Genomic DNA, 21,899 nt, shown 5'->3' on the forward strand with positions numbered 1-21,899 from the left:
CACCTGCCCGACCGCGCCCGTACGACAGCCCGGCGCCGCCCGCCGGTGCGGCGGGCTCACCGCAACCCGGCCGGCGCCACCCGGGCCCGCAGCACGGCCGCGCCGGCCCCGGGTCGCCGCGGTTACTCCTCGGGCGGGAACACCGCGCCGCCGGAGTCGGCGAGGGTGATCGTGATCGCCTCGACCGGACAGGACTCGGCCGCGGTGAGGATCTCTTCGTCCGCGTCCGTGTCCGACGCGGAGGGGTGGGACTGTCGGGCCGAATCCAGCGTGAATCCGCCGGGCGAGTGGCTCACGCACATGCCCGATCCGATGCACACTCCCCGGTCGACCTCGACGTGCCAGCGGTCACCCATCAGCTCTCGCTCCCGTATCCGGTGGGCAAATGAATCATTTTGTGCTCAAAGTACTCGCCGAAGCCCTCCGGTCCGAACTCCCGCCCCAGTCCGGAGTTCTTGTATCCCCCGAACGGACCGAGCATGTCGAGGCTGAACGTGTTGACGTTGTACGTGCCGGTCCGCACCCGGCGGGCGAAGTCCACGCCGCGCTCGGGGTCGGCGGTCCACACGCTGCCGCTGAGCCCGTAGTCCGAGTCGTTGGCGATGGCCGCCGCCTCACCCTCGTCGCCGTACGACAGCAAGCAGATGACCGGCCCGAAGATCTCCTCGCGGGCGATGCGCATGGAGTTGTCCACACCGCCGAAGAGGGTCGGTTCGACGTACCACCCCCGGTCCAGCCCGGCCGGGCGGCCGCCTCCCGCGAGGATCTTGGCGCCCTCCTCCTGGCCGATCCCGATGTAGTCGAGGGACCGCTGCCGCTGGCGCTCCGCCACCAGCGGCCCGACCTGGGTCGCCGGGTCCAGCGGATCACCGGTCACCAGTGCCCCCGCCGCGGCGGCGAAGGCGTCGGCGAACTCGTCGTAGCGCGCCCTCGGCACCAGGATGCGCGTCTGGGCGACGCACGCCTGCCCGTTGTTCATCCAGGCGGCGGGGACGATGCCCTGGACCGCCGCGTCCAGATCCGCGTCGGGGAGGACCACGGCCGCCGACTTGCCGCCCAGCTCCAGGGTGACGCGGGTGAGGTTGCCGGCGGCGACCTCCATGACGCGCTTGCCCGCCGCGACCGAACCGGTGAAGGAGACCCGGTCGACGCCCGGGTGCCCGACCAGGTACTCGCTGACCTCGCGGTCGGCGGGCAGGATCGACAGCACTCCCTCCGGCAGACCGGCCTCCCGGGCGATGTCGGCCAGGATGTAGGCGTCGAGCGGGGACTCGGGGGACGGTTTGAGGATGGCCGTACATCCGGCGAGCAGCGCGGGCGCGAGCTTCGCCGCGGCGACGAACTGCGGGACGTTCCAGGGCGCGACGGCAGCGACCACGCCGACCGGCTCGCGCCGCACGAGGATCGGGCCGAGGGCGCCGGTGCGGCGCTCCTCGTAGGTGAAGTCCCGGGCGATGCCGATGGCCGCGTCCCAGACCATCATCGCGCCGAGCGCCTGGGCCAGGACGCTCCAGGAGTAGGGCGATCCGTTCTGGGCGCTGATCGAGCGGGCGATCTCCTCGTGCCGTACGGCGATCGCGTCCTTGATCCGGCCCACGACCTCGATCCGCTCGTCCAGGGTGGTCCGGGGCCAGGGTCCGCGGTCGAACGCGGACCGAGCGGCGGCGACGGCACGGTCCACGTCCGCCCGTGCGGCGTGTGGCACCCGCCCGATGACCTCTTCGGTGTGCGGCGAGACCACGTCGATGGTCTCCGCTCCCGCCGGATCGACCAACTCGCCGCCGATGAACAGTTTTCCGTGCTCCACCAGATCGCTCATGACGCCGCCTCCCGCTGCACCGGGGTACCAGGTGTGAATGTTCTGACGCTACGTCAGAACTGATACCAGGTCCGGTTGCGCTAGACCAGGCTCCGGACCGGAGCCACCGGCCCCGGTGCCGCACGGCCGCGAACCCGGTCCCGGCGGGGTGGCGGCCGCGGACCGCCCCTCCGGCCCGCCCTCTGCACGCCCGTCACGCGCAGCACGGTCCGGTCGGCGGCGCCGTCGACCGGACCGCCGGGACGCCGCCTGCCGCCGGCCGCACCCGAGCCCGGGCGGACACCGACGCCGACGGGCGTGCGCGCGCCCCGGTGCCGTCGGGCGGGCAGGCCCCGACCGCGCGGCGGGCCGCCGCACGAGGAGCGCGCCACCGCCCTTGCGGCCGGCGCCGACCGCGCGGACCGTCCGCAGGGAGCCGCGGATGAGGCACGGGCACTCGACGGTTCGCCACCCGTCGGCGGCCACACCACTGCCGGGAGGGCCAAAACGGTTGTCCACGTGCTGTTCTGACGTTTCGTCAAGCCTCGTATAGTGAGCCTGCCCGAGCCGTACCCGTGGCCTCAGCGCAGAGGGGGACGACCGATGCCCGACGTGACCGAGCACGGAGGAGGGGTCTGGTCCCTCCGGGTGCCCATCCCGGACAACCCCCTCGGACACACCCTCGTCCACGTCCTCGACACCGACCGCGGTCCCGTCCTCGTCGACACCGGCTGGGACGACCCCGCTTCCTGGACCGCCCTCGCCGAGGGCATGGGGGCGCTGGGCTCCTCGATCGACCAGATCCACGGCGTCGTCGTCACGCACCACCACCCCGATCACCACGGGCTGTCGGGCCAGGTGCGCGAGGCGTCCGGTGCCTGGATCGCGATGCATGCGGCGGACACCGCCGTGGTGCGCCGCACCCGCGAGGTCGAGCCGGGAGTCTGGCTGGAGTACCTGGGCCGCAAGCTCGCCGCCGCGGGTGCGCCCGAGGAGCACCTGGCGCCGCTGCTCGCGGCCCGGGCAGCGGGCCGGGCCCGCGCCCTGCCCGGGCTGCGCACCGCCCTGCCCGACCGGGAGATCGTGCCCGGGGAGCTGCTGGACCTGGCGGGGCGGCGGCTGCGGGCGATCTGGACGCCCGGCCACACCCCCGGCCACGTGTGCCTGCACCTGGAGGAGGAGCACCCCGGGCGGCGCCCCGGCCACGGACGGCTCTTCTCCGGAGACCACCTGCTGCCCGGCATCACCCCGCACGTCGGCCTGTACGAGGACCCTGACGACGCCACCGTCACGGACCCCCTCGGCGACTACCTCGACTCCCTGGAACGCATCGGCCGGCTCGGCGTCGCCGAGGTCCTCCCCGCCCACCAGCACTCCTTCACCGACGCCCGGTCCCGGGTCGCCGAGCTGCTCGCCCACCACGAGGACCGGCTCTCCGGCCTGCTGGCGCTGCTCAGTACACCGCACACCCCGTGGCAGCTGGCCGAGAAGATGGAGTGGAACCGCCCCTGGGACCTGATCCCCTTCGGCTCGCGCACCATCGCCGTCTCGGAGGCGGAGGCCCATCTGCGCCGCTTGGTGAAGCTGGGCCGGGCGGAGGCGGTGGCGGGCAGCGACCCGGTCTCCTACCTGGCGGTGCGGGACCTCCCGGCTCCGCCGGGGGAGGCCCGGCCGGGAGGAATTACGGGCCGGTAGAGTGTGCGAGTCGTCATCATTCCCGTACGGGGGGAGCCGGTGCGAATCCGGCACTGGCCCGTCCCCCGTTACGCGCTGCGCGCGACCAGGGGAGACGCCGTGCCGTGAGCCGCCTTCGGAGGCGGCTCGTCGGAATGCCCCGTGCCGGACTGATCGGCTCGTGCCACCGGACCACCCGGTGGCCGGCACCGTCGAGGAATACGGAGCCGGAGCCCAGGTGCCCCAACGCGCCCGTGCCCGGCCCCCGCAGGAGAGGCCAGCCCGCCATGACCGTTCGCCGCAGCGCAAGCGCGCTCGCCGCCGCTTCCGCCGTGCTCTGCGTCGCCGGTGCACCAGCGGTGGCCGCGCCCGCCGCTCCGTCCCCGTCGCCCTCGCCGGTGATCCCCTCCGGGCTGTACGGCACGAAGGACCCGACGTACGACGGCGTGTGGCGGCAGTCGCTCGCCCTCACCGCGCAGCGCACCGTGAAGACCGTGCCCGCCGAGCAGGCCGTCGACTGGCTCGTCGGCCAGCAGTGCGCGAACGGCGCCTTCGCGTCCTACCGCCCGGACGCCACCGAGCCGTGCGACGCCAAGACGATGCTCGACACCAACGCCACGGCCGCCGCGGTCCAGGCCCTGGTCGCGGTCGGTGGCCACGGCGGCGCCGTACAGAAGAGCCTCGGCTGGCTGAAGTCCGTGCAGAACGAGGACGGCGGCTGGAGCTACAACCCCGGGACGCCGTCCGACGCCAACTCCACGTCGGTCGTCATCGGCGCCTTCGCCGCTGCCGAGGCCAAGCCGGGCGAGCTGCGTTCGAAGGCCGGCAAGAACCCGTACGACGCGCTCGTCTCGTTCGCGATCCCCTGTACGGACAAGGCGGGCGGCGGGGCGTTCGCCTACCAGCCGGACAAGAGTGGCGCGCTGCTCGCCAACGGTGACGCGACGGCCGCCGCGGTGCTCGCCGGGCTCGGCCACGGCATGGTCGCCGAGGGCCCGAAGCCGGACGGCGAACCGAAGTGCGACACCGTCGCCACGCCCACGCCCGAGCAGGCCGCCCGCAACGGAGCCGCATACCTCGCCGAGGCGCTCGCCAAGGCCGGTCACCTCGACTCTCCGCCGATGCCCGGTGCGACGGACCCGACCCCGCTGCCCGACTTCGGCAACACCGCCGACGCCGTGGTCGCGCTGTCGGCCGCCGGACACGCCGACAAGGCTGCCGGCGCGATGCGGTGGCTGGAGAAGAACTCCGCCTCCTGGGCGAAGGAGGGCGGCCCCGCCGCGTACGCGCAGCTGGTCCTCGCCGTCCACGCCTCCGGCGGCGACGCGAGGGACTTCGGCGGCGTCGACCTGGTCAAGCAGCTGAACGCGACCGGCCCCGCGCCGGCCTCGACCACCGGTCCCGACGCCTCGCTGCGGGAGGGCACCGACTCCGGCTCCGCGGCCGAAGGCCAGATGGGCGGCGACAGCGCCGGCATCTGGTGGATCGTCGGAGCCGGTCTCGCCGCCGGTGCCGGCATCGGCTTCGTGATCAGCACCCGCCGGAAGCAGACCAAGCAGTCGTGATGCGGTGCACCCGACCGGTCCGGCTCGTCCCCGCGCTGACCGCCGTGCTCACCACCGTCGCCCTGGTGCTGGGCGCGGCGCCCGCGCAGGCCGCGGGCTACCGGTACTGGTCGTTCTGGCAGTCCGACGGCGGCGCGTGGTCGTACGCGACCCAGGGCCCCGCGACAGCACGCCCGGCCGACGGCACGGTGGACGGCTTCCGCTTCTCCGTCAGCGCGGACTCGCAGGATTCGGCCGAACCGCGCCGGGCCCCCGGCTTCGCCGCGCTCTGCGCGGGCACCCCCGCCCGGCCCGGCACCAAACGGGTGGGTGTGGTGATCGACTTCGGCACCGCGGGCGACGCGCCGCGGGGCGAGACCCCGCCGTCGCCGCGCACCGGGTGCGCACAGGTCCGCGAGGACGCGAGCAGTGCGGAGGCCCTCGCCGCGGTGGCCAAGCCGCTGCGCTACAACACGGACGCCCTGCTGTGCGCGATCGCCGGCTACCCGAGGACGGGCTGCGGCGAACAGGTATCGGGAGACGCCCCGGCCCCGTCGGGGAGCACGGCGCCGGCCCCGTCCGGGAGCACGGCGCAACGGGACGGCGGCACGGGAGGCGGCTCCGGCGGACCGTCGCTCGGCGCCCTCGCGGGGGTCGCCGCGGTCGTCGTGCTGGGCGCGGCAGCGTTCTGGCGGTCCCGCCAGCGGCGCGGATGACCGCCCCGCGTCGACTGCGCGCCCCCGAGGCGAACCGCAGCAACGCCCTGCACCCGGGAGCCTGGTGGGTGTGGGCCCTGGGCCTGGCCACCGCCGCTTCGCGCACCACCAATCCTCTGCTGCTCGGCATGCTGGTGGGTGTCGCCGGCTACGTGGTGGCCGCACGCCGCACCGACGCCCCCTGGGCCCGCTCGTACGGCGCGTTCGTGCGGCTCGGTCTCGCGGTCCTCGTCATCCGGTTGGTCTTCGCGGTGGTCCTGGGCTCGCCGCTGCCGGGGACGCATCTGCTCTTCGCCCTGCCGGAGGTCCCGCTGCCCGACTGGGCACGGGGCATCAGGATCGGCGGCCGGGTCACGGCCGAGCAGGTGGTGTTCGCGCTGTACGACGGGGCGAAGCTGGCCACGCTGCTGATCTGCGTCGGCGCCGCGAACGCCCTGGCCAACCCGGCGCGACTGCTGAAGTCACTGCCGGGTGCACTGTACGAGGCCGGGGTCGCGGTGGTCGTCGCGATGACCTTCGCACCGAACATGGTCGCCGACGTGGTGCGGCTGCGTACCGCGCGCCGACTGCGGGGCCGTCCCACGGGCGGGGTGAAGGCGGTCCTGCAGATCGGGCTGCCGGTGCTGGAAGGGGCGCTGGAGCGGTCGGTCGCGGTGGCCGCGTCGATGGACGCCCGCGGCTACGGGCGCACGGCCCAGGTGCCGCCCGCCGTCCGGCACACCACGACGGCCCTCACGCTCGGCGGACTCCTCGGGGTCTGCGCCGGTTCGTACGGGCTGCTCGCCGCCTCGGGTGCCGGGTACGGGCTGCCGGTGCTGCTGGGCGGCTCCGCCGCGGCACTGGCCGGGCTGTGGCTCGGTGGACGCCGCCAGGTGCGCACCCGCTACCGCCCCGACCGGTGGGGCATCCGTGCCTGGCTGGTGGCGGGATCGGGCGTGGCGGTCGCGGCGCTGATGATCTGGGCGGGGTCCGTCGATCCCGACGCCCTGCACCCCGGTGTCGTGCCCCTCGTGGCACCGACCCTGCCGCTGTGGCCCGCGGTCTCGGTCCTGCCGGGGCTGCTGCCCGCCTTCGTCGCTCCCGTACCGCCCAAGGAGTCCTCGTGATCCGCTTCGAGAACGTCTCGGTGACGTACGGCGACGCCGCGGGGCCCACGCTCCGGGGCATCGACCTCACCGTTCCCGAGGGCGAGTTGGTGCTCCTCGTCGGACCGTCGGGAGTCGGCAAGTCGACCCTCCTCGGAGCCGTCTCCGGCCTCGTGCCGCACTTCACCGGCGGCACGCTGCGCGGTCGGGTCACGGTGGCCGGCCGGGACACCCGCACCCACAAGCCGCGTGAACTCGCCGACCTGGTGGGGACGGTGGGCCAGGATCCGCTCGCGCACTTCGTCACCGACACCGTCGAGGACGAGCTGGCGTACGGCATGGAGTCGCTGGGCCTCGCCCCGGACGTGATGCGGCGCCGGGTCGAGGAGACGCTCGACCTGCTGGGCCTGGCCGGACTGCGCGACCGGCCGATCGCCACGCTCTCCGGCGGCCAGCAGCAGCGGGTGGCGATCGGCTCGGTGCTGACCCCGCACCCGAAGGTGCTGGTCCTCGACGAACCGACGTCGGCCCTCGATCCGGCCGCGGCGGAGGAGGTGCTGGCGGTCCTGCAGCGACTCGTCCACGACCTGGGCACGACCGTGCTGATGGCCGAGCACAGGCTGGAGCGGGTGGTGCAGTACGCGGACCAGGTGGTCCTGCTCCCGGGCCGCGGTGAGCCTCCGGTGACGGGCGCCCCCGCCGAGGTGATGGCGCTCTCCCCCGTCCGTCCGCCCGTGGCCGCGCTCGGCCGCCTGGTGGGCTGGGACCCGCTCCCCCTTTCGGTCCGTGACGCCCGCCGACGTGCCGGCGACCTCCGCTCCCGGCTGACCGACCGCACGCCCCCGTCGGCGGTGCAGGTGCCGCACCCGAGCGGTGGCCCCGACCCGGCCGGCCCGCCGTCCCCGGCCGCCGGCACGGGCGCCCCCGGCCCCGGACCCCGCGGACTGCGCGGTGTGTTCGCCCGGCTGCGACGCCCGGAGGGGGCGGGCGGCGACGCAGCCGCGCCGGGCCCGACGCCGGTGCCCTCCCGCACGGCCGCGTACCTCGCCGAGGCCGACGGCCTCTCCGTACGGCGCGGCCGCATCGAGGCGCTGCGGCACGTGGACCTGCGCGTGGCACCCGGGGAGACCATCGCCCTCATGGGGCGCAACGGCGCCGGCAAGTCGACCCTGCTGGGCAGCTTCGCCGGGATGGTGGGGCCGACGTCCGGATCCGTCCGGGTCGGTGCCCGCGTTCCGCACCGCACGCCGCCGCGCGAGCTGATCCGCCGGGTCGCACTGGTCCCGCAGGAACCCCGCGACCTTCTGTGCGCCGACACCGTCGGGGCCGAGTGCACCGCCGCCGACGCGGACGTCGGCGCTGCCCCCGGGACCTGCCGGGCGCTGGTGGGCGAGCTGCTGCCGGGGGTGCCGGACGCGGCCCACCCGCGCGACCTCTCCGAGGGGCAGCGCCTCGCCCTCGCCCTCGCCCTCGTCCTCACGGCGCGGCCCCCGCTGCTGCTCCTCGACGAGCCGACGCGCGGTCTGGACTATGCCGCGAAGGCCCGTCTGGTCTCCGTGCTCCGCGGACTGGCGACCGAGGGTCACGCCATCGTGCTGGCCACCCACGACGTGGAGCTCGCGGCCGAGCTGGCGCACCGGGTGGTGATCCTCGCCGACGGGGAGGTCGTGGCGGACGGCCCCACGACGGACGTCGTGGTCTCCTCTCCCGCGTTCGCCCCGCAGGTCGCCAAGATCCTCGCTCCACAGCCCTGGCTGACCGTGGCCCAGGTGGAGGAGGCCCTGTGAACGCCCGCAGCGCGGGGGGGAACAGCCCCGTGAACGCCCGCGGCGCAGGCCGGGGCGGCTCCGTGGACGCCCGGCCGGTCCGTCTCGGTCCCCGTGCCGTCGTCGCCCTCGGCCTCGTCAGCCTGATCGGCGTCGCCGCGTTCGGCTGGCCGCTGCTCGCGGGGGCAGGTGCGGGCATCACCGACCACGCCCAGGACGCGCCCTGGCTCTTCGCCGCGCTGCTGCCGCTGCTCGTCGGCGTCGTCATCGCGACGATCGCCGACGGGGGCGTGGACGCCAAGGCCGTCGCGATGCTCGGCGTACTCGCCGCCGTCGGGGCCGCGCTGCGTCCGCTGGGTGCGGGGACGGCCGGTCTGGAGCCCATGTTCTTCCTGATGGTGCTGAGCGGACGGGTTCTCGGCCCGGGCTTCGGCTTCGTCCTCGGTTCGGTCACCATGTTTGCTTCCGCGCTGCTCACGGGCGGTGTCGGGCCGTGGATGCCGTTCCAGATGCTGGCGATGGGCTGGTTCACCCTGTGCGCCGGCCTGCTGCCCGGTGCCGACCGCCTGCGGGGGCGGGGCGAGGTGCTGATGCTCGCCGTATACGGTTTCGTCGCCGCCTTCGCGTACGGCACGGTGATGAACCTGTACGGCTGGACGATCGTGCAGGGCACGGCTTCGGGGGTCTCGTTCCACCCGGAGGACCCGGTCGGCGAGAACCTGGTCCGGTTCGGCGCGTACGTCCTCGCGACCTCGCTCGGCTGGGACCTGGGCCGTGCCGTCCTCACCGTCGTCCTCACCGTGGCGGTCGGCCCGACCCTGCTGAAGGCACTGCGGCGGGCGACCAGGAGGGCCGCTTTCGAGGCCCAGGTCACATTCGAGGGGCGGTAGAACCCGTCGCGCGGGTGAGGCGGCCCACAGGACCTTGGTCCCGGAACTATCCCGCTTCGTAGTCGACGCCCGAGAAGACCGCCACCCCGAGCACCACCTCCCACCTGCACATAGACCACATTTGTCCACTTTGGGACTTTCGGCCACCCATGTCCGCTCTACGTCGTATCTGGGGGGTGAGCCCGGTCACGGCACGGCGTCCGGGGACCCGGCTACAACTGTTCCCGTCGCAAGGCGTCGCAGGGCCTCGAAGCCCAGCACACGAGCCCGGCTCGGCCCGCCCCTCGCGACCCAGATGCCCCCGAACGATAGGTAGAGCCGTGTCCCGCTCGCTGATCACCCGATTCACCGCCCGCAGCAAGTCCGTCGTGGCCGGTACCGCCGTGCTCCTCGGTGCGGCCGGTACGGTCATGGGGACCACGTCGACGGCCTCGGCCGCCACTCCGCAGGAGATGGCACAGAAGATGATGTCGGCCGCCGAGTTCCAGTGCTTCGACAAGATCGTGTCGCACGAGTCCAACTGGAACCACACGGCCACCAATGCCTCCTCCGGCGCCTACGGCCTGGTCCAGGCCCTGCCCGGCAGCAAGATGGCCTCGGCCGGCGCCGACTGGAAGACCAACCCCAAGACCCAGATCAAGTGGGGCATGGACTACATGAAGGACCGCTACGGCAGCGCCTGCGGCGCCTGGAACTTCTGGCAGGCCAACCACTGGTACTGAGCCGGCGGAACGCCCTCGATGCCCCGGAGCGACGACGACGCTCCGGGGCCTCGCCCGCACCCGGGCACGCCCCTGCGGCGCCGTCGGCGGGCCCCACTCGGGCAGGACGACGGCCCGTCGACGGCATCCCCGCCGCTCCGCGGAGACCCACCGGCCGACCCGCCGCGCACGCCACGACCGCTCCCGCCCCTCCCACGCGATCCGCACCACGCCGCGGGACGCCCTCCACACACCGGTGCGGAGGGCACGGACGACGGGCGGCATCCGTGCCGCCACGACCTGACGGGCGACCGCCGACCCCGGCACCAGCACCGGCACCGGCACCGACACCGGGCGACCGTCCACCGGCCACGTCACACCGTCACACCGTCACACCGGCCGGACGGCCGCCGCACCCGCCGCACCCGCCAGACGAAGGACGACCTCGCGGCGTGCGCCCGTCACAGCCGCTGGATGATCGTCCCGGTCGCCAGCGCACCGCCCGCACACATCGTGATCAGGGCGAACTCACCGTCCCTGCGCTCCAACTCGTGCAGGGCCGTCGCGATCAGCCGCGCTCCCGTCGCGCCCACCGGGTGCCCGAGGGCGATCGCGCCACCATTGACGTTCACCTTCTCCAGGTCCTGCTCGAAGACCTGCGCCCAGCTCAGCACGACGGAGGCGAACGCCTCGTTGACCTCGACGATGTCGATGTCCCGGAGCGACATCCCCGCCTTGCCGAGCACCGCCCGGGTCGCGTCGACGGGCCCGTCGAGGTGGTAGTGCGGATCGGCGCCGACCAGCGCCTGGGCGACGATCCGGGCCCGTGGCTTCAGCTTGAGCGCACGGGCCATCCGCTTGGACGCCCACATGATGGCGGCGGCCCCGTCGGAAATCTGGGAGGAGTTGCCCGCGGTGTGGATGGCGGTCGGCATGACCGCCTTCAGTCCGCCCAGCGCCTCCATCGAGGTGTCCCGCAGCCCCTCGTCACGGTCCACGAGCCGCCACATGCCCTGCCCCGCGATCTGCTCCTCCTCCGTCGTCGGGACCTGCACCGCGAAGGTCTCGCGCTTGAAGCGCTCCTCGGCCCACGCGACCGCCGCGCGCTCCTGCGAGATCAGCCCCAGTGAGTCCACGTTCTCGCGGGTGAGTCCGCGGCGCCGCCCGATGCGCTCCGCCGCCTCGAACTGGTTGGGCAGGTCGACGTTCCACTCGTCGGGCCAGGGCTTCCCCGGGCCGTGCTTGGAGCCGCTGCCGAGCGGTACGCGCGACATGGCCTCGACGCCGCAGCTGATGCCGACGTCGATCACCCCGGCCGCGATCATGTTGGCGGTCATGTGCGAGGCCTGCTGCGAGGAGCCGCACTGGCAGTCGACGGTCGTCGCGGCCGTCTCGTACGGCAGACCCATGGCGAGCCAGGCGTTCCGCGCGGGATTCATGGACTGTTCGCCCGCGTGCGTGACGGTCCCGCCGACGATCTGCTCGACGCAGTCGGCGTGGATGCCCGTGCGACCGAGCAGTTCCCGGTAGGTCTCGCCCAGTAGGTAGGCGGGGTGCAGGTTGGCGAGCGCGCCACCGCGCTTGCCGATGGGAGTGCGTACGGCTTCGACGATGACGGGTTCCGCGGCCATGAGCTCGTCCTCTCCTTAAGCCAACGAATGCGCGGCGGGGGCGTCCCGGCGCCCCGCCCGCACGAACCGCAAATAACTAGTACGCGTTCTAGTTCCCTTGCAGTGTCACGAGCGTTACCCTCGGTTCGCAAGGCTCCTGCACGCAACAGTTCCCACCACGGCCCTTGCCACCTGCGGAGCCCGTCACTACCTTTCGGTCGATCCTGATGGACCGTCAGAACATTGCTGCCGCCGGACCAGGAGTTGCCGATGCCCTGCCCCCACCTTCCCGAAGGGTTCGACGCCACCGACCCCGACCTGCTGCAGAGCCGCATCCCCTTCCCGGAGTTCGCCCGGCTGCGGCAGACCGCTCCGGTCTGGTGGTGCCCGCAGCGCCGTGGCATCACCGGCTTCGACGACGAGGGCTACTGGGCCGTCACCCGCCACGCGGACGTCAAGTACGTCTCCACCCACCCCGAGTTGTTCTCCTCGACCGAGAACACGGCCATCATCCGCTTCAACGAGCACATCCAGCGCGACCAGATCGAAGCCCAGAAACTCATCATGCTCAACATGGACCCACCCGAACACACCAGGGTCCGCCAGATCGTCCAGCGCGGCTTCACCCCGCGCGCCATCCGCAGCCTCCAGGCCGCACTGGAGGAACGCGCCCGGAAGATCGTCGAGGAAGCGGAACGCAACGCGGCGGCCGACGGCGGCGGCTTCGACTTCGTCACCAGCGTCGCGGTGGAACTCCCCCTGCAGGCCATCGCCGAACTCATCGGCGTCCCCCAGGAGGACCGGGCCCGCATCTTCGACTGGTCGAACAAGATGGTCGCCTACGACGACCCCGAATACGCCATCACCGAAGAGATCGGCGCCGAGGCCGCGATGGAGCTCATCGGCTACGCGATGACCATGGCCGCGGCCCGCAAGCAGTGCCCGGCGAAGGACATCGTGACCCAACTCGTCGCGGCGGAAGGCGAAGGCAACCTGTCCTCCGACGAGTTCGGCTTCTTCGTGCTGCTGCTCGCCGTCGCGGGGAACGAGACGACGCGCAACGCCATCAGCCACGGCATGCACGCCTTCCTCACCCACCCCGACCAGTGGGAGCTCTTCAAGAGGACGCGCCCGGCGACGGCGGCCGAGGAGATCGTCCGCTGGGCCACGCCCGTGGTCTCCTTCCAGCGCACCGCGACCCAGGACACCGAACTCGGCGGCCAGAAGATCAAGAAGGGCGACCGGGTCGGGATGTTCTACTCCTCCGCCAACAACGACCCCGACGTCTTCGAGGACCCCGAGACCTTCGACATCACCCGCGATCCGAACCCGCACCTCGGCTTCGGCGGCGGCGGTCCGCACTTCTGCCTCGGCAAGTCGTTGGCCATCCTGGAGATCGACCTGATCTTCAACGCACTCGCCGACGCCATGCCCGGGCTGCGCCTCGCGGGCGCCCCCCGCCGGCTGCGCGCCGCCTGGCTGAACGGCATCAAGGAGCTCCAGGTCACGCTCGGCGGCGGCTGAGCCCCGCGCAGGACCCCGACCAGCGGACCCGGCAGCCGGCACCCGCGCCGAGCTCTCCGCGCCGGCCCGGACAGGGGAGGCGGGGGCCGTCCCCCTACGCCCCGCCCCCGTCTCCCGCCCCGGTCGCCGTCGGATGGCGGCGATCTTATGATGGGTGATCCGTACAGTGACACGACGCCCGTTCCCGCCCGATCGCCGGGCACACCGGGGGTGGCTGCGGATGATCCGTCTCAGAATCGCGGTGGCGAGCGTCGCCGCCCTCCTGCTCGTCGCCCTCGGCGTCTTCGGCTCACCGGCCGCACCGGCCGCACCGATCGCACCGGCGGCACTGATCGCGCCGGCCGCACCAACAGGGGCCACGACGACGTCCGTGCCGCAGCAGTTCGATCCGGCCACGGTGGAACGGCTCGACGCGGCGATCACCGACACCATGGAGCGCACCGGCATCCCCGGCGTGAGCGTCGGCGTGTGGATCCCCGGCCGCGGCACGTACGAGAAGTCGTTCGGCGTCTCGGACACCTCGACCGGCACCCCGATGAAGACCGACATGCACATGCGGATCGGCAGCGTGACCAAGACGTTCACCGTGACCGGACTGCTGCAGCTGGTGGACCAGCGCAAGGTCGGCCTCGACGACCTCATCGACAAGTACGTCCCCGGCGTCCCCCAGGGCGGCCACATCAGCCTGCGCGAACTCGCCGAGATGCGCAGCGGCCTGTTCAACTACACCGACGACGAGAAGTGGGAACAGTCACTGCGTGACGACCCGCAACGGTCCTACACCCCGCAGGAGTTGCTCGACTACTCCTTCGCGCACCGGCTGAACTTCCCGCCGGGCTCGAAGTGGCAGTACAGCAACACCAACACCGTGCTGCTCGGCCTGGTGATCGAGAAGGTCAGCGGGCAGCCGCTGGGCGCCTACCTCGAAGAGCACGTGTACGCCCCGCTGAAGCTGCAGCAGACCTCGCTCCCGACGAACGCGGCACTGCCGGAGCCCTACGCCCACGGGTACACGGACGACACGCAACCCGGCGCCCCCACCGCCACCGCGACGGGCGACACGGTCGACGCCACCCACTGGGACCCCTCGTGGGCCTGGGCGGCCGGGGCCATGGTCTCCACGCTCGACGACCTGCACACCTGGGTCCCCGCACTGGTCGACGGGCGCCTGCTCAAACCCGCCACCCAGAAGCAGCGCCTGGCGTTCGGCCCGACGGGCATCCCGAACGTCAGCTACGGGCTCGGCGTCATGCGGGTGAACGGATGGATCGGCCACAACGGCGAACTGCCCGGTTACGAGACGCTCGCCGTCCAACTGCCCGGCCAGCAGGCCACGCTGGTGATCCTCATCAACTCGGACGACGACTACCGCGGCCAGTCGCTGAGCACGCTGATGGGCCGGGCCGTCACCTCGGTGGTGACCCCGGACAATGTGTTCGACATCCCCTCGGCGCCGCAGTCCCCGACGACGAGCCCGTCGGCGTCCTGAGATCCGGCCCCGGCGCCTACAGGGAGCCGACGAACGCCGCGAACGCGGCGGGCGGGAAGTGCAGGACGTCCCCGTCGGGGACCTTGGAGTCACGGACGGCGACGAGGTGGGAGGCTTCGGCGATCGCGACGCAGTCGCCGCCCTGGTCGCCGCTGTAGCTGGACTTACGCCAGGCGGCACCGTTGAGGGGGGCGCATTCGACGCATTCCCCACCCTGGTCGCCGCTGTAGCTGGACTTACGCCACCGGGCGCCCGTCGGATGAGAGTTGCCGTTCCCCATAGCGTTCCTCCATCGTGCGCCGGATCAGCGCGGCCGAGTCCCTGAGGGACAGGGCGGCGGCCTGGAGGTGATCGTAACGGAGCGAACAGTCCCTGACCGTGTCCGGGTTGGCCGTCGGATGCCCTGTTCCATACCCCTCGGTGTAGACGATGGCCGGGTCGGCCGCAAAGCGGTAGAGGGTGAACGAGCCCTGTAGCCCGGCGTGGGCTCCGGCCTCGTACGGGAGCACCTGAACGTTCACCCGCGGCTCGTCCTCGTACGACAACAGCCGCGACAGTTGCTCCCGCATGACCTCGGCTCCACCGATCTCCTGGTGGAGCGCCGCCTCCCCGAGGATCGTCCACAGCACCGGCGGCTCCTCCGTACCCAGAATGCGCTGGCGCGCGAGCCGTACCGTCGTGCGGTCGTCGAGCTTGCTGCGGTCCACGGCGCCGAGCACGGCCCGCGCATACGCCTCCGTCTGCAGCAGGCCGTGCACCATGTGCGTCTGGAAGGTGCAGATCTCCGCCGCGCGCGCCTCCAACTCCGCCACCTGTTGGAACCACGCCGGCAGCTGGCTCCGCAGCACCAGCCCCACCAGCCGCGACAGCAGCCCGCCCGTGCCCAGCGCCGCGTCCGCGCGTTCGCTGAACTCCTGTGTCGGCAGTTTCCGGGCCGTCTCGATCTGGCCGACCAGCGAGCCCGTGTAGTTGATGACCGCGCCGAGCTGCTTCTGCGTCAACGCGGCGGCCTCGCGGTAGCGGCGGAGCTCGTAGCCGTAGTAGTCGAGCGGCGACGCGCCCGGATCCAGGACGTTGATGTGGGTCACGCCGCACCCTCCCGTACGCACCTCCGCCCACCACGGGACGGGTTGTATTCGTTCCGTGGCCGAGAGTAGTCACCCGGCCCCACGCTCGTACCGTGAACGAAGACATCACCCCCACCCGCCAGTACGGGATGCGCTTCACCGTCGGGAACCACTCGGCCCGCCACGTGCGCCGCATCCTCCGCAGCTACCTCGCCCTCTGGGGGATGCCCGAACTGGCCGACGCCGCGGGGCTCGCGCTCACCGAGCTCCTCGCCAACGTCCATCGCCACGTCCCGGACCGCCGCTGTGCGCTGCTGATCGAGCGCTGCCCGGTGGGCGTCCGGGTGGAGGTCCGGGACGAATTCCCGCCGCTCCCCAGAGTGTTGGTCCCGTCGCCCGACGAGGAGCAGGGGCGCGGACTGGCACTGCTGGACGCCGTGGTCCACACGTGGGGCGTTGCGCAGAGCGGATCGCCGGGCAAGACGGTCTGGTTCGAGTGCCGGACCGCACCGCTGTGATCCGGCGTCGTCGGCCATGGCAGTGCACGCAGGGCAGTCGACGACCCGCAGGGCCCGCTCGTCGTGCCGGCGGCGCACACAGGACCGCACGTTCCGTCGGCCGCAGCCGCCGCCCCGGTCACGGGCGGCGATGCGGCGCTCGGCGATGCGGCGCTCGCGGCCGCTCCGGTGTGGCCGAGGTCGCCCTGCGCGGACGACGGGCCCGACGGCCGGGCGGTGCCACGCGCCCCATAGGGTCATGACCATGACCGCGATGTTCAGCGAACCGTTCCAGCACCTCACCGCACGGCACGCCGCCTGGGGCGCGGAGCAGCTCGAGACCTTCAACGAGTTCCTGCCCACGGGCGACTGGACGGCGGACCTCGCCCGGTGCACCTACCGTCAGGCAGGACGCGAGCTGCGCATCTCGCTGCTCGGGACCTTCGACACCAACGAGCGGTCCTGGCTGTGGTCGTGGGCCAATCCCGGCCTGCAGGGCACGCCCGTGGTCGCCGCGGCCGAGCAGGTGCGACAGTACGGACAGACCCACGGGCTGGCCGAGTTCGCGGACGCGTTCCTCGACCTCTCCGGGCACGACGACCCGCGCCGCGCTGCCGAGACCCTCGCCTTCACGGCGATGGGCGTGCTCGGTGCCCCCGGTTACCTCGGCGTGCAGGCCAATCCCGACGCCCGCGCGTACCTGGTCCCCGACGACCCCCAGGTCCCGTGGGCCGAGCCGAACGCCATCACCCTGCCGCGCGTGCTCCTCACCGGGGTCCAGCTCCTCGGAGGGTCCGCGCGGAGGGTGGTCGAAGGCTACTTCGCCCACCACGACCTCCCGCTGCGGCGGGCGGCGGACCGGATCAGCGCCGGGCTGCCCAACGGCGGCACGGTCGACGTCCTGTTCGACGAACTCGACCGCATCTCCTCGGTGAACGTCAACTCAGGGGAGCCCGCCACGGCCTGACGCACGGCCCACCCCGATCCCCGGCCGGACCGCCACCCTGCACAGCACCACCGCCGCATGTCGGGAACGGTTCTCCCTCCAGCTCACCCGTCACCCCGGGAGCGCCGCCCCGACCACTGCGGCGCCACGGTCCGGACCGGCCCTCCCAATGATCAAGTGGCGAGAACGGCCCGGTGGGCGGATCCTGGCTGGACGCGGCGATCCACCCGAGGGGGCGCCCTGGCGGCGTCCCCTCGGCCCGGCCACCTTGGGCCCGCACCGGGGGGTTCCGTGTGCAGCACACGGAACCGATCCCTCCGAGCCCGGCGTCCGAAGGGGGAGGAATCCGGCGCCAAAGCAGCCGTCGGCAGCACGCTGACGATCGCCGACGGCGGCTACCCCGGGACGGAACTTGTCATGCCCCACCGTCGGCGAAAGGGCGAAGATCTGCCCGAGTGGAAGCAGGCGCACAACAAGTCCCACAAACAAGTCCGGGCCCGCGTCGAGCACGTCTTCGCCCGCATGAAGACCTCGAAGATCCTCCGCGACTGCCGCCCCAAAGGCGACGGCGTCCACCACGCCATGCTCGGCATCGCCCGCCTGCACAACCTCGCCCTCGCCGGATAGCCGAGCGGACCGCTCCACGGCCCACAACGACCCGAAGATCATTTACGGGACAGTCCTTCGTGCTGCTCGAAACCCTCATCCGCAACCGCCTCGAACGGCTTCAATACCGGCCCGCCACTCTCGACGGCTCCATAGCCGGCACCGCCCTGACCCTCAACGAGCCAACACCATCTTGACGAGCCGAAGTCAGTACCCCACCACTCGCGTAACCAACTGGCCGGTGCCACAGTGTAAGGGGCTGTCTCCGCTCTTTGGTTCCCGACCGGATGGGGAGCGTGGAGTCCGTGGCTCCGAAGAACAATGCGACCATAGGAATCATCGGCGCAGGGCGCGTTGGCTCCGCAATAGCAAACGCAATGGCCCGCCGGGGGTACGGAGGGAATGCCATTCTGTTTGACAGGGGCCTTGCGCGTGCCGAGGGGCAGGCTTGGGACACTGACGACGCAATTCCATTCACCTCCTCACAAATGTCTATCAGGCCGACCAGCAATCTCGGAGACATGTCGGAAGCCGATGTGATCGCAATTACTGTCGGCTACACTGATCCCCAGGCGAAGACTCGGCTCACTCTGGCCCAAAAGACTGCCCCGATCGTTCGCGAAGTGGTCGAACGGCTCGATGACGCCTCCCTCGACGCCGTGCTTCTTGTCGTCAGTAACCCCGTAGACGTAATGACTCGCGTAGCCGTCGAGACCTCACGGCGACCGGAAAGCCTCGTACTGGGCACTGGGACGGTCAACGACACTGCGAGGCTGCGCCGTTTTCTCTCCGCGAAACTCCGCATCAACCACCGGAACATAAACAGCTACGTCGTCGGCGAGCACGGCGATCACGCGTTTTTCCTCTGGTCTTGCGCCAACGTCGCAGGCATCCCGCTCGCGAAGCTGCTTTCCTGCTCGCCCGATGAAAGTCAGAACGAGATTCGAAACGAGATCAATGCATACGTGAGGCGGCGCGGGAACGACGTCGTCAGGCGCAAGGGGTTCAGCGACTATGGAATCGCGACGGCTGTCGCGAAGGTGATCGAGGGAATCCTGGCCGATGAGCGAATGATAGCGACGGTCTCTCACAGGGTGCACGCGATGTATCGCAGCGACGGTGCCGTGATGTCCATGCCTTGCATCTTGGGGGCTGCGGGTGTCGAGAAGTTTCTGGAGTACGAACTGGATGAACGAGAGCAACTGGAATTCGCCGCCGCCCGGGAGGCCTTGAACGGCGCCTACTCGTCCGTGTCCGTCTAGGGGTTGTCCCGTAACTGCTGGCCATGGGCGAGATGATCTTGGTGTGGCTGGTGTGATCACGGCGTCGGAGTCATCCTGCAGGGGCCGGCCGTGGAGCCTTCCGCTGGATGACCGGGCACTGTTGGTCGCGGCGCACTGGCGCACGAACCTTGACCATGCGGCAGCTCGCGCCGCTGTTCGGGATGTCGAAGTCGGCGGCGGACCGCATCATCGTCCATCTCTCGGGCCGATGCTCGGGCTCCGCCCCGCAAGCGGTTCGCCAAGGACGCTGTGCTCATCGTGGACGGCACTCTCGTCCCCACCCGCGACCACACCGTAGCCGAGCAGTCCAAAGAACTAGCGGTACTCCACCAACCACCAGGTCGTCATCGACGCCGACACCCGCCTGGTCGTCGTGGTCGGCCGGCCGCTCGCGGAAAACCGCAACGACTGAAGGCGTGGGAGGAAATGGTGTGGCCACCGGTAGGGCCCTCCCGGGGAGGAGTGATCTCAAGGCGACGCAGCCGACGACATCAGCTCTTCCAGCTTGTTGAGAGCCTGAGTCCAGCCTTCCTCGTGGAGAGCTTGTCGTCGCTCAGTTGCGAAGTCACCCTGGGTGAAGACCAGCTCCGCCGACGTACCGTCGATATCGCGAAGCGACAGCGTCACTACCGTCTCCCGATCCTCGGGATCGGGATCCTGCCATCGGAAGGTGTAGGACAGGCGTTCCGGAGGGTCGACCTCAAGGAATTCCCCTACCAAGTAGAATGGATCACCTCCCTGAGGCTGCATCGCGATCCGATAACCGCCTCCTGGCCGAAGGTCGCTTCCCACGCTCGGGGTGGTGAACCCGTCAGGGCCCCACCACTTGGCCAGTTCCTCTGGTTGGGTCAAGGCTCGGAATACGACCGAGCAGGGCGCGGTGAGAACACGCTGCATGTGCAGCCTCAGTCCGCCCTCGTGCGTCATGACGAACCCTTCCGCCCCAAAGGCGTCGAGATCGACCACTACACCCATCACAATGCGCTGGCCGTAGACCGCGATGTGGCTGGTCAGGGGCAGTGCGAGGGCAGGTACGGCACCGGTGATCATCGTGTGTTGTGTCGCTCCGGGGCGTGGGAAAGGACACGACGGTCAACGGCTTCTGGGATACGTTTCGGGTATGTCTGAAGATCAATGGAACGCCGTGGACACCTATGTGACCGACGCCCTCGCCCCTGCCGACGAGGCCCTGACGGAGGCGCTGGCCGCGAGTGACGCCGCCGGTCTGCCTCCGATCGCCGTGGCGCCCAACCAGGGCAAGCTGCTGCACCTGCTCGCCCTGACCCAGGGGGCGAAGAGGATCCTGGAGATCGGCACGCTCGGCGGCTACAGCACCATCTGGCTCGGCCGGGCCCTGCCCTCCGACGGACAGTTGGTCACGCTCGAGTTCGACCCGGCGCACGCGGACGTGGCACGTGCCAACCTCGCCCGCGCGGGCCTCGACAAGGTCGCCGAGGTCAGGGTGGGCGCCGCGCTCGACACCCTCGCCCGGCTGGAGGCAGAGGGCGCGGAGCCGTTCGACATGTTCTTCATCGACGCGGACAAGGTCAACAACCCGAACTACGTGGAGTGGGCGGTGAAGCTGTCCCGGCCAGGCAGCCTGATCATCGTCGACAACGTGGTCCGCGGCGGCGGGATCCTCGACGCTGCGAGCGAGGACGCGGCGATCCGGGGGACCCGCCGGATGTTCGAGCTCGTCTCGGAACACCCGCGACTGACGGCGACCGCGGTGCAGACGGTGGGCTCGAAGGGGTACGACGGGTTCCTGATGGCCCGTGTCACGGGCTGAGCCGGAGCGCGGCGGTCAGCGGCACTCGTCCACGGACCGCCGGCCCTTGCCGGTCCGTCACCTCCGTCACCTCCGTGACCGCACCGGACCGGATACGGACCAGTCGGCCCGACGTCTCACCGACGTGCGACCCGGCGCCCGCCGACGTACGGAGCGGGAGAGGCGAACCAGCAGGAGCCCGCGTTCCGCCGGCCGCTGCGGCACCGCCCGTTGGGCGCGCTGACGCCCCTGGACCGTACTGGCTCTCCGCTCGTACCCGCCGGGCGCCCGCACCCGGACCCTTCCGTACCTGCCTGATGCAGGGGTGCCGGGCGCCGGTCCTGGTGCGGGCCCACACCTCTGCCGCTCGGCCCGCCCCCCTGACCGCAGCCGATGGTCAAGGGGGCGGGCCCGCCCTCAGATGACCCCTTGGGCCAGCATCGCGTCCGCCACGCGTTCGAAGCCGAGGATGTTCGCGCCGGCCGCGTAGTCACCGGGGCGGTCGTAGCGTTCCGCCGTCTCGTACACCGTGTCGTGGATACGGCGCATCACGGCGGCCAGTTCGTCACCGACGCGGGAGGCGGGCCAGCTGTCCCGTCCGGCGTTCTGCCGCATCTCCAGGGCGCTGGTGGCCACCCCGCCCGCGTTGGCGGCTTTCGCCGGGCCGAAGGCGACTCCCGCCTCGCGGAGGATGCGGACGGCCGCCGGGGTGGTGGGCATGTTGGCTCCCTCCGAGACGGCCTTCACACCGTTGCGGACGAGCATGGCGGCGTCATCGGCGTCGAGTTCGTTCTGGGTGGCGGACGGCAGAGCCACGTCCGTCGGCACCTCCCACACGCTGCCGCCGTCGACGTAGCGGGCCGAGGAACCCCGGCGCGCCGCGTAGTCGCTCACCCGACCCCGCTCGACCTCCTTGACCTGCTTGAGCAGAGCGA

Annotated in this window: 19 protein-coding genes and 3 pseudogenes; 15 read left to right on the plus strand and 7 right to left on the minus strand. The window is 71.6% G+C overall.

The features are described 5' to 3' along the window. Positions 1 to 122: 122 nt before the first annotated feature. Together ACFXOM_RS28845 and ACFXOM_RS28850 are read right to left on the minus strand one after the other, a co-directional pair. Positions 123 to 356 (minus strand): ferredoxin, encoded by a 234-nt coding sequence (locus ACFXOM_RS28845; protein WP_384942248.1) that lies wholly within the window; start codon positions 354 to 356, stop codon positions 123 to 125. After that, positions 356 to 1,819, minus strand: a complete 1,464-nt coding sequence (locus ACFXOM_RS28850; RefSeq protein ID WP_385040180.1) for an aldehyde dehydrogenase — start codon at positions 1,817 to 1,819, stop codon at positions 356 to 358. The genes ACFXOM_RS28845 and ACFXOM_RS28850 overlap by 1 nt, the downstream gene beginning before the upstream one ends. Before the next feature lie 582 nt (positions 1,820 to 2,401). Here ACFXOM_RS28850 and ACFXOM_RS28855 point away from each other — a divergent pair. From ACFXOM_RS28855 to ACFXOM_RS28885, 7 genes are all read left to right on the plus strand, one after another. Then, a complete protein-coding gene (locus ACFXOM_RS28855; RefSeq protein WP_385040183.1) occupies positions 2,402 to 3,493 on the plus strand; it encodes an MBL fold metallo-hydrolase in 1,092 nt (363 codons plus the stop codon). 266 nt (positions 3,494 to 3,759) lie between these two features. Continuing rightward, positions 3,760 to 5,037, plus strand: coding sequence for a prenyltransferase/squalene oxidase repeat-containing protein (locus tag ACFXOM_RS28860; protein WP_384942254.1), 1,278 nt, complete (start codon positions 3,760 to 3,762; stop codon positions 5,035 to 5,037). Then, positions 5,037 to 5,732 (plus strand): SCO2322 family protein, encoded by a 696-nt coding sequence (locus ACFXOM_RS28865; protein ID WP_384942255.1) that lies wholly within the window; start codon positions 5,037 to 5,039, stop codon positions 5,730 to 5,732. Before ACFXOM_RS28860 ends, ACFXOM_RS28865 begins: the two co-directional genes overlap by 1 nt. Continuing rightward, a complete protein-coding gene (locus ACFXOM_RS28870; RefSeq protein WP_385040186.1) occupies positions 5,729 to 6,838 on the plus strand; it encodes an energy-coupling factor transporter transmembrane component T in 1,110 nt (369 codons plus the stop codon). The genes ACFXOM_RS28865 and ACFXOM_RS28870 overlap by 4 nt, the downstream gene beginning before the upstream one ends. Then, positions 6,835 to 8,604, plus strand: coding sequence for an ABC transporter ATP-binding protein (locus tag ACFXOM_RS28875; RefSeq protein ID WP_384947282.1), 1,770 nt, complete (start codon positions 6,835 to 6,837; stop codon positions 8,602 to 8,604). Before ACFXOM_RS28870 ends, ACFXOM_RS28875 begins: the two co-directional genes overlap by 4 nt. 29 nt (positions 8,605 to 8,633) lie before the next feature. Further along, on the plus strand, positions 8,634 to 9,473 hold the full coding sequence (locus ACFXOM_RS28880) for an ECF transporter S component (RefSeq protein WP_384947295.1): 840 nt from the start codon (positions 8,634 to 8,636) through the stop codon (positions 9,471 to 9,473). 320 nt (positions 9,474 to 9,793) lie between these two features. Continuing rightward, positions 9,794 to 10,195 carry a transglycosylase SLT domain-containing protein gene (locus ACFXOM_RS28885; RefSeq protein ID WP_384942261.1) on the plus strand — a complete coding sequence of 134 codons (402 nt, stop codon included), beginning with the start codon at positions 9,794 to 9,796 and terminating at the stop codon, positions 10,193 to 10,195. A gap of 440 nt (positions 10,196 to 10,635) precedes the next feature. On the opposite strand, the gene ACFXOM_RS28890 is transcribed toward ACFXOM_RS28885, so the two are convergent. After that, the gene (locus ACFXOM_RS28890; RefSeq protein WP_384942263.1) at positions 10,636 to 11,805 is read right to left on the minus strand and encodes a steroid 3-ketoacyl-CoA thiolase; all 1,170 of its coding nucleotides are present in this window, start codon (positions 11,803 to 11,805) and stop codon (positions 10,636 to 10,638) included. A gap of 249 nt (positions 11,806 to 12,054) precedes the next feature. Here ACFXOM_RS28890 and ACFXOM_RS28895 point away from each other — a divergent pair, with 249 nt between their 5' ends. Together ACFXOM_RS28895 and ACFXOM_RS28900 are read left to right on the plus strand one after the other, a co-directional pair. Next, complete coding sequence (locus tag ACFXOM_RS28895; protein WP_384942265.1) at positions 12,055 to 13,308, plus strand: cytochrome P450; 1,254 nt, start codon at positions 12,055 to 12,057, stop codon at positions 13,306 to 13,308. Positions 13,309 to 13,528: 220 nt separating this feature from the next. Then, positions 13,529 to 14,797, plus strand: coding sequence for a serine hydrolase domain-containing protein (locus ACFXOM_RS28900; RefSeq protein WP_385040189.1), 1,269 nt, complete (start codon positions 13,529 to 13,531; stop codon positions 14,795 to 14,797). Between the two features lie 16 nt (positions 14,798 to 14,813). On the opposite strand, the gene ACFXOM_RS28905 is transcribed toward ACFXOM_RS28900, so the two are convergent. Both ACFXOM_RS28905 and ACFXOM_RS28910 read right to left on the minus strand, forming a co-directional pair. Further along, entirely contained in the window at positions 14,814 to 15,077 is a 264-nt protein-coding gene (locus ACFXOM_RS28905; protein WP_385040192.1) for a DUF397 domain-containing protein, read from the minus strand. Next, positions 15,034 to 15,885, minus strand: a complete 852-nt coding sequence (locus tag ACFXOM_RS28910) for a Scr1 family TA system antitoxin-like transcriptional regulator (protein WP_384947290.1) — start codon at positions 15,883 to 15,885, stop codon at positions 15,034 to 15,036. The genes ACFXOM_RS28905 and ACFXOM_RS28910 overlap by 44 nt, the downstream gene beginning before the upstream one ends. Positions 15,886 to 16,013: 128 nt before the next feature. Here ACFXOM_RS28910 and ACFXOM_RS28915 point away from each other — a divergent pair, with 128 nt between their 5' ends. The 5 genes and pseudogenes from ACFXOM_RS28915 to ACFXOM_RS28935 form a co-directional block, all read left to right on the plus strand. After that, entirely contained in the window at positions 16,014 to 16,382 is a 369-nt protein-coding gene (locus ACFXOM_RS28915; protein ID WP_384947298.1) for an ATP-binding protein, read from the plus strand. Between the two features lie 244 nt (positions 16,383 to 16,626). After that, a complete protein-coding gene (locus ACFXOM_RS28920; protein WP_385040195.1) occupies positions 16,627 to 17,328 on the plus strand; it encodes a DUF6882 domain-containing protein in 702 nt (233 codons plus the stop codon). Between the two features lie 312 nt (positions 17,329 to 17,640). Further along, a pseudogene (locus tag ACFXOM_RS28925) lies at positions 17,641 to 17,934 on the plus strand (transposase); the annotation flags it as partial. Positions 17,935 to 18,218: 284 nt separating this feature from the next. Continuing rightward, positions 18,219 to 19,175: a malate dehydrogenase gene (locus tag ACFXOM_RS28930; protein ID WP_385040197.1), complete on the plus strand. Its 957-nt coding sequence runs from the start codon at positions 18,219 to 18,221 to the stop codon at positions 19,173 to 19,175. A 79-nt stretch (positions 19,176 to 19,254) separates the two neighbouring features. Beyond that, a pseudogene (locus ACFXOM_RS28935) lies at positions 19,255 to 19,682 on the plus strand (transposase family protein); the annotation flags it as partial. On the opposite strand, the gene ACFXOM_RS28940 reads toward ACFXOM_RS28935, so the two are convergent. After that, positions 19,665 to 20,246 carry an SRPBCC domain-containing protein gene (locus ACFXOM_RS28940; RefSeq protein ID WP_384947304.1) on the minus strand — a complete coding sequence of 194 codons (582 nt, stop codon included), beginning with the start codon at positions 20,244 to 20,246 and terminating at the stop codon, positions 19,665 to 19,667. The pseudogene ACFXOM_RS28935 and the gene ACFXOM_RS28940 overlap by 18 nt on opposite strands. Before the next feature lie 70 nt (positions 20,247 to 20,316). Here ACFXOM_RS28940 and ACFXOM_RS28945 point away from each other — a divergent pair, with 70 nt between their 5' ends. Then, the gene (locus tag ACFXOM_RS28945) at positions 20,317 to 20,985 is read left to right on the plus strand and encodes an O-methyltransferase (RefSeq protein WP_384942282.1); all 669 of its coding nucleotides are present in this window, start codon (positions 20,317 to 20,319) and stop codon (positions 20,983 to 20,985) included. Between the two features lie 396 nt (positions 20,986 to 21,381). Here the strand turns inward: ACFXOM_RS28945 and ACFXOM_RS28950 are convergent. Beyond that, positions 21,382 to 21,899, minus strand: a pseudogene (locus ACFXOM_RS28950) (glutamate dehydrogenase); the annotation flags it as partial.

Origin of the sequence: Streptomyces sp. NPDC059169 (genome assembly GCF_042755225.1) — a bacterium.
Taxonomy (GTDB): Bacteria; Actinomycetota; Actinomycetes; order Streptomycetales; family Streptomycetaceae; genus Streptomyces.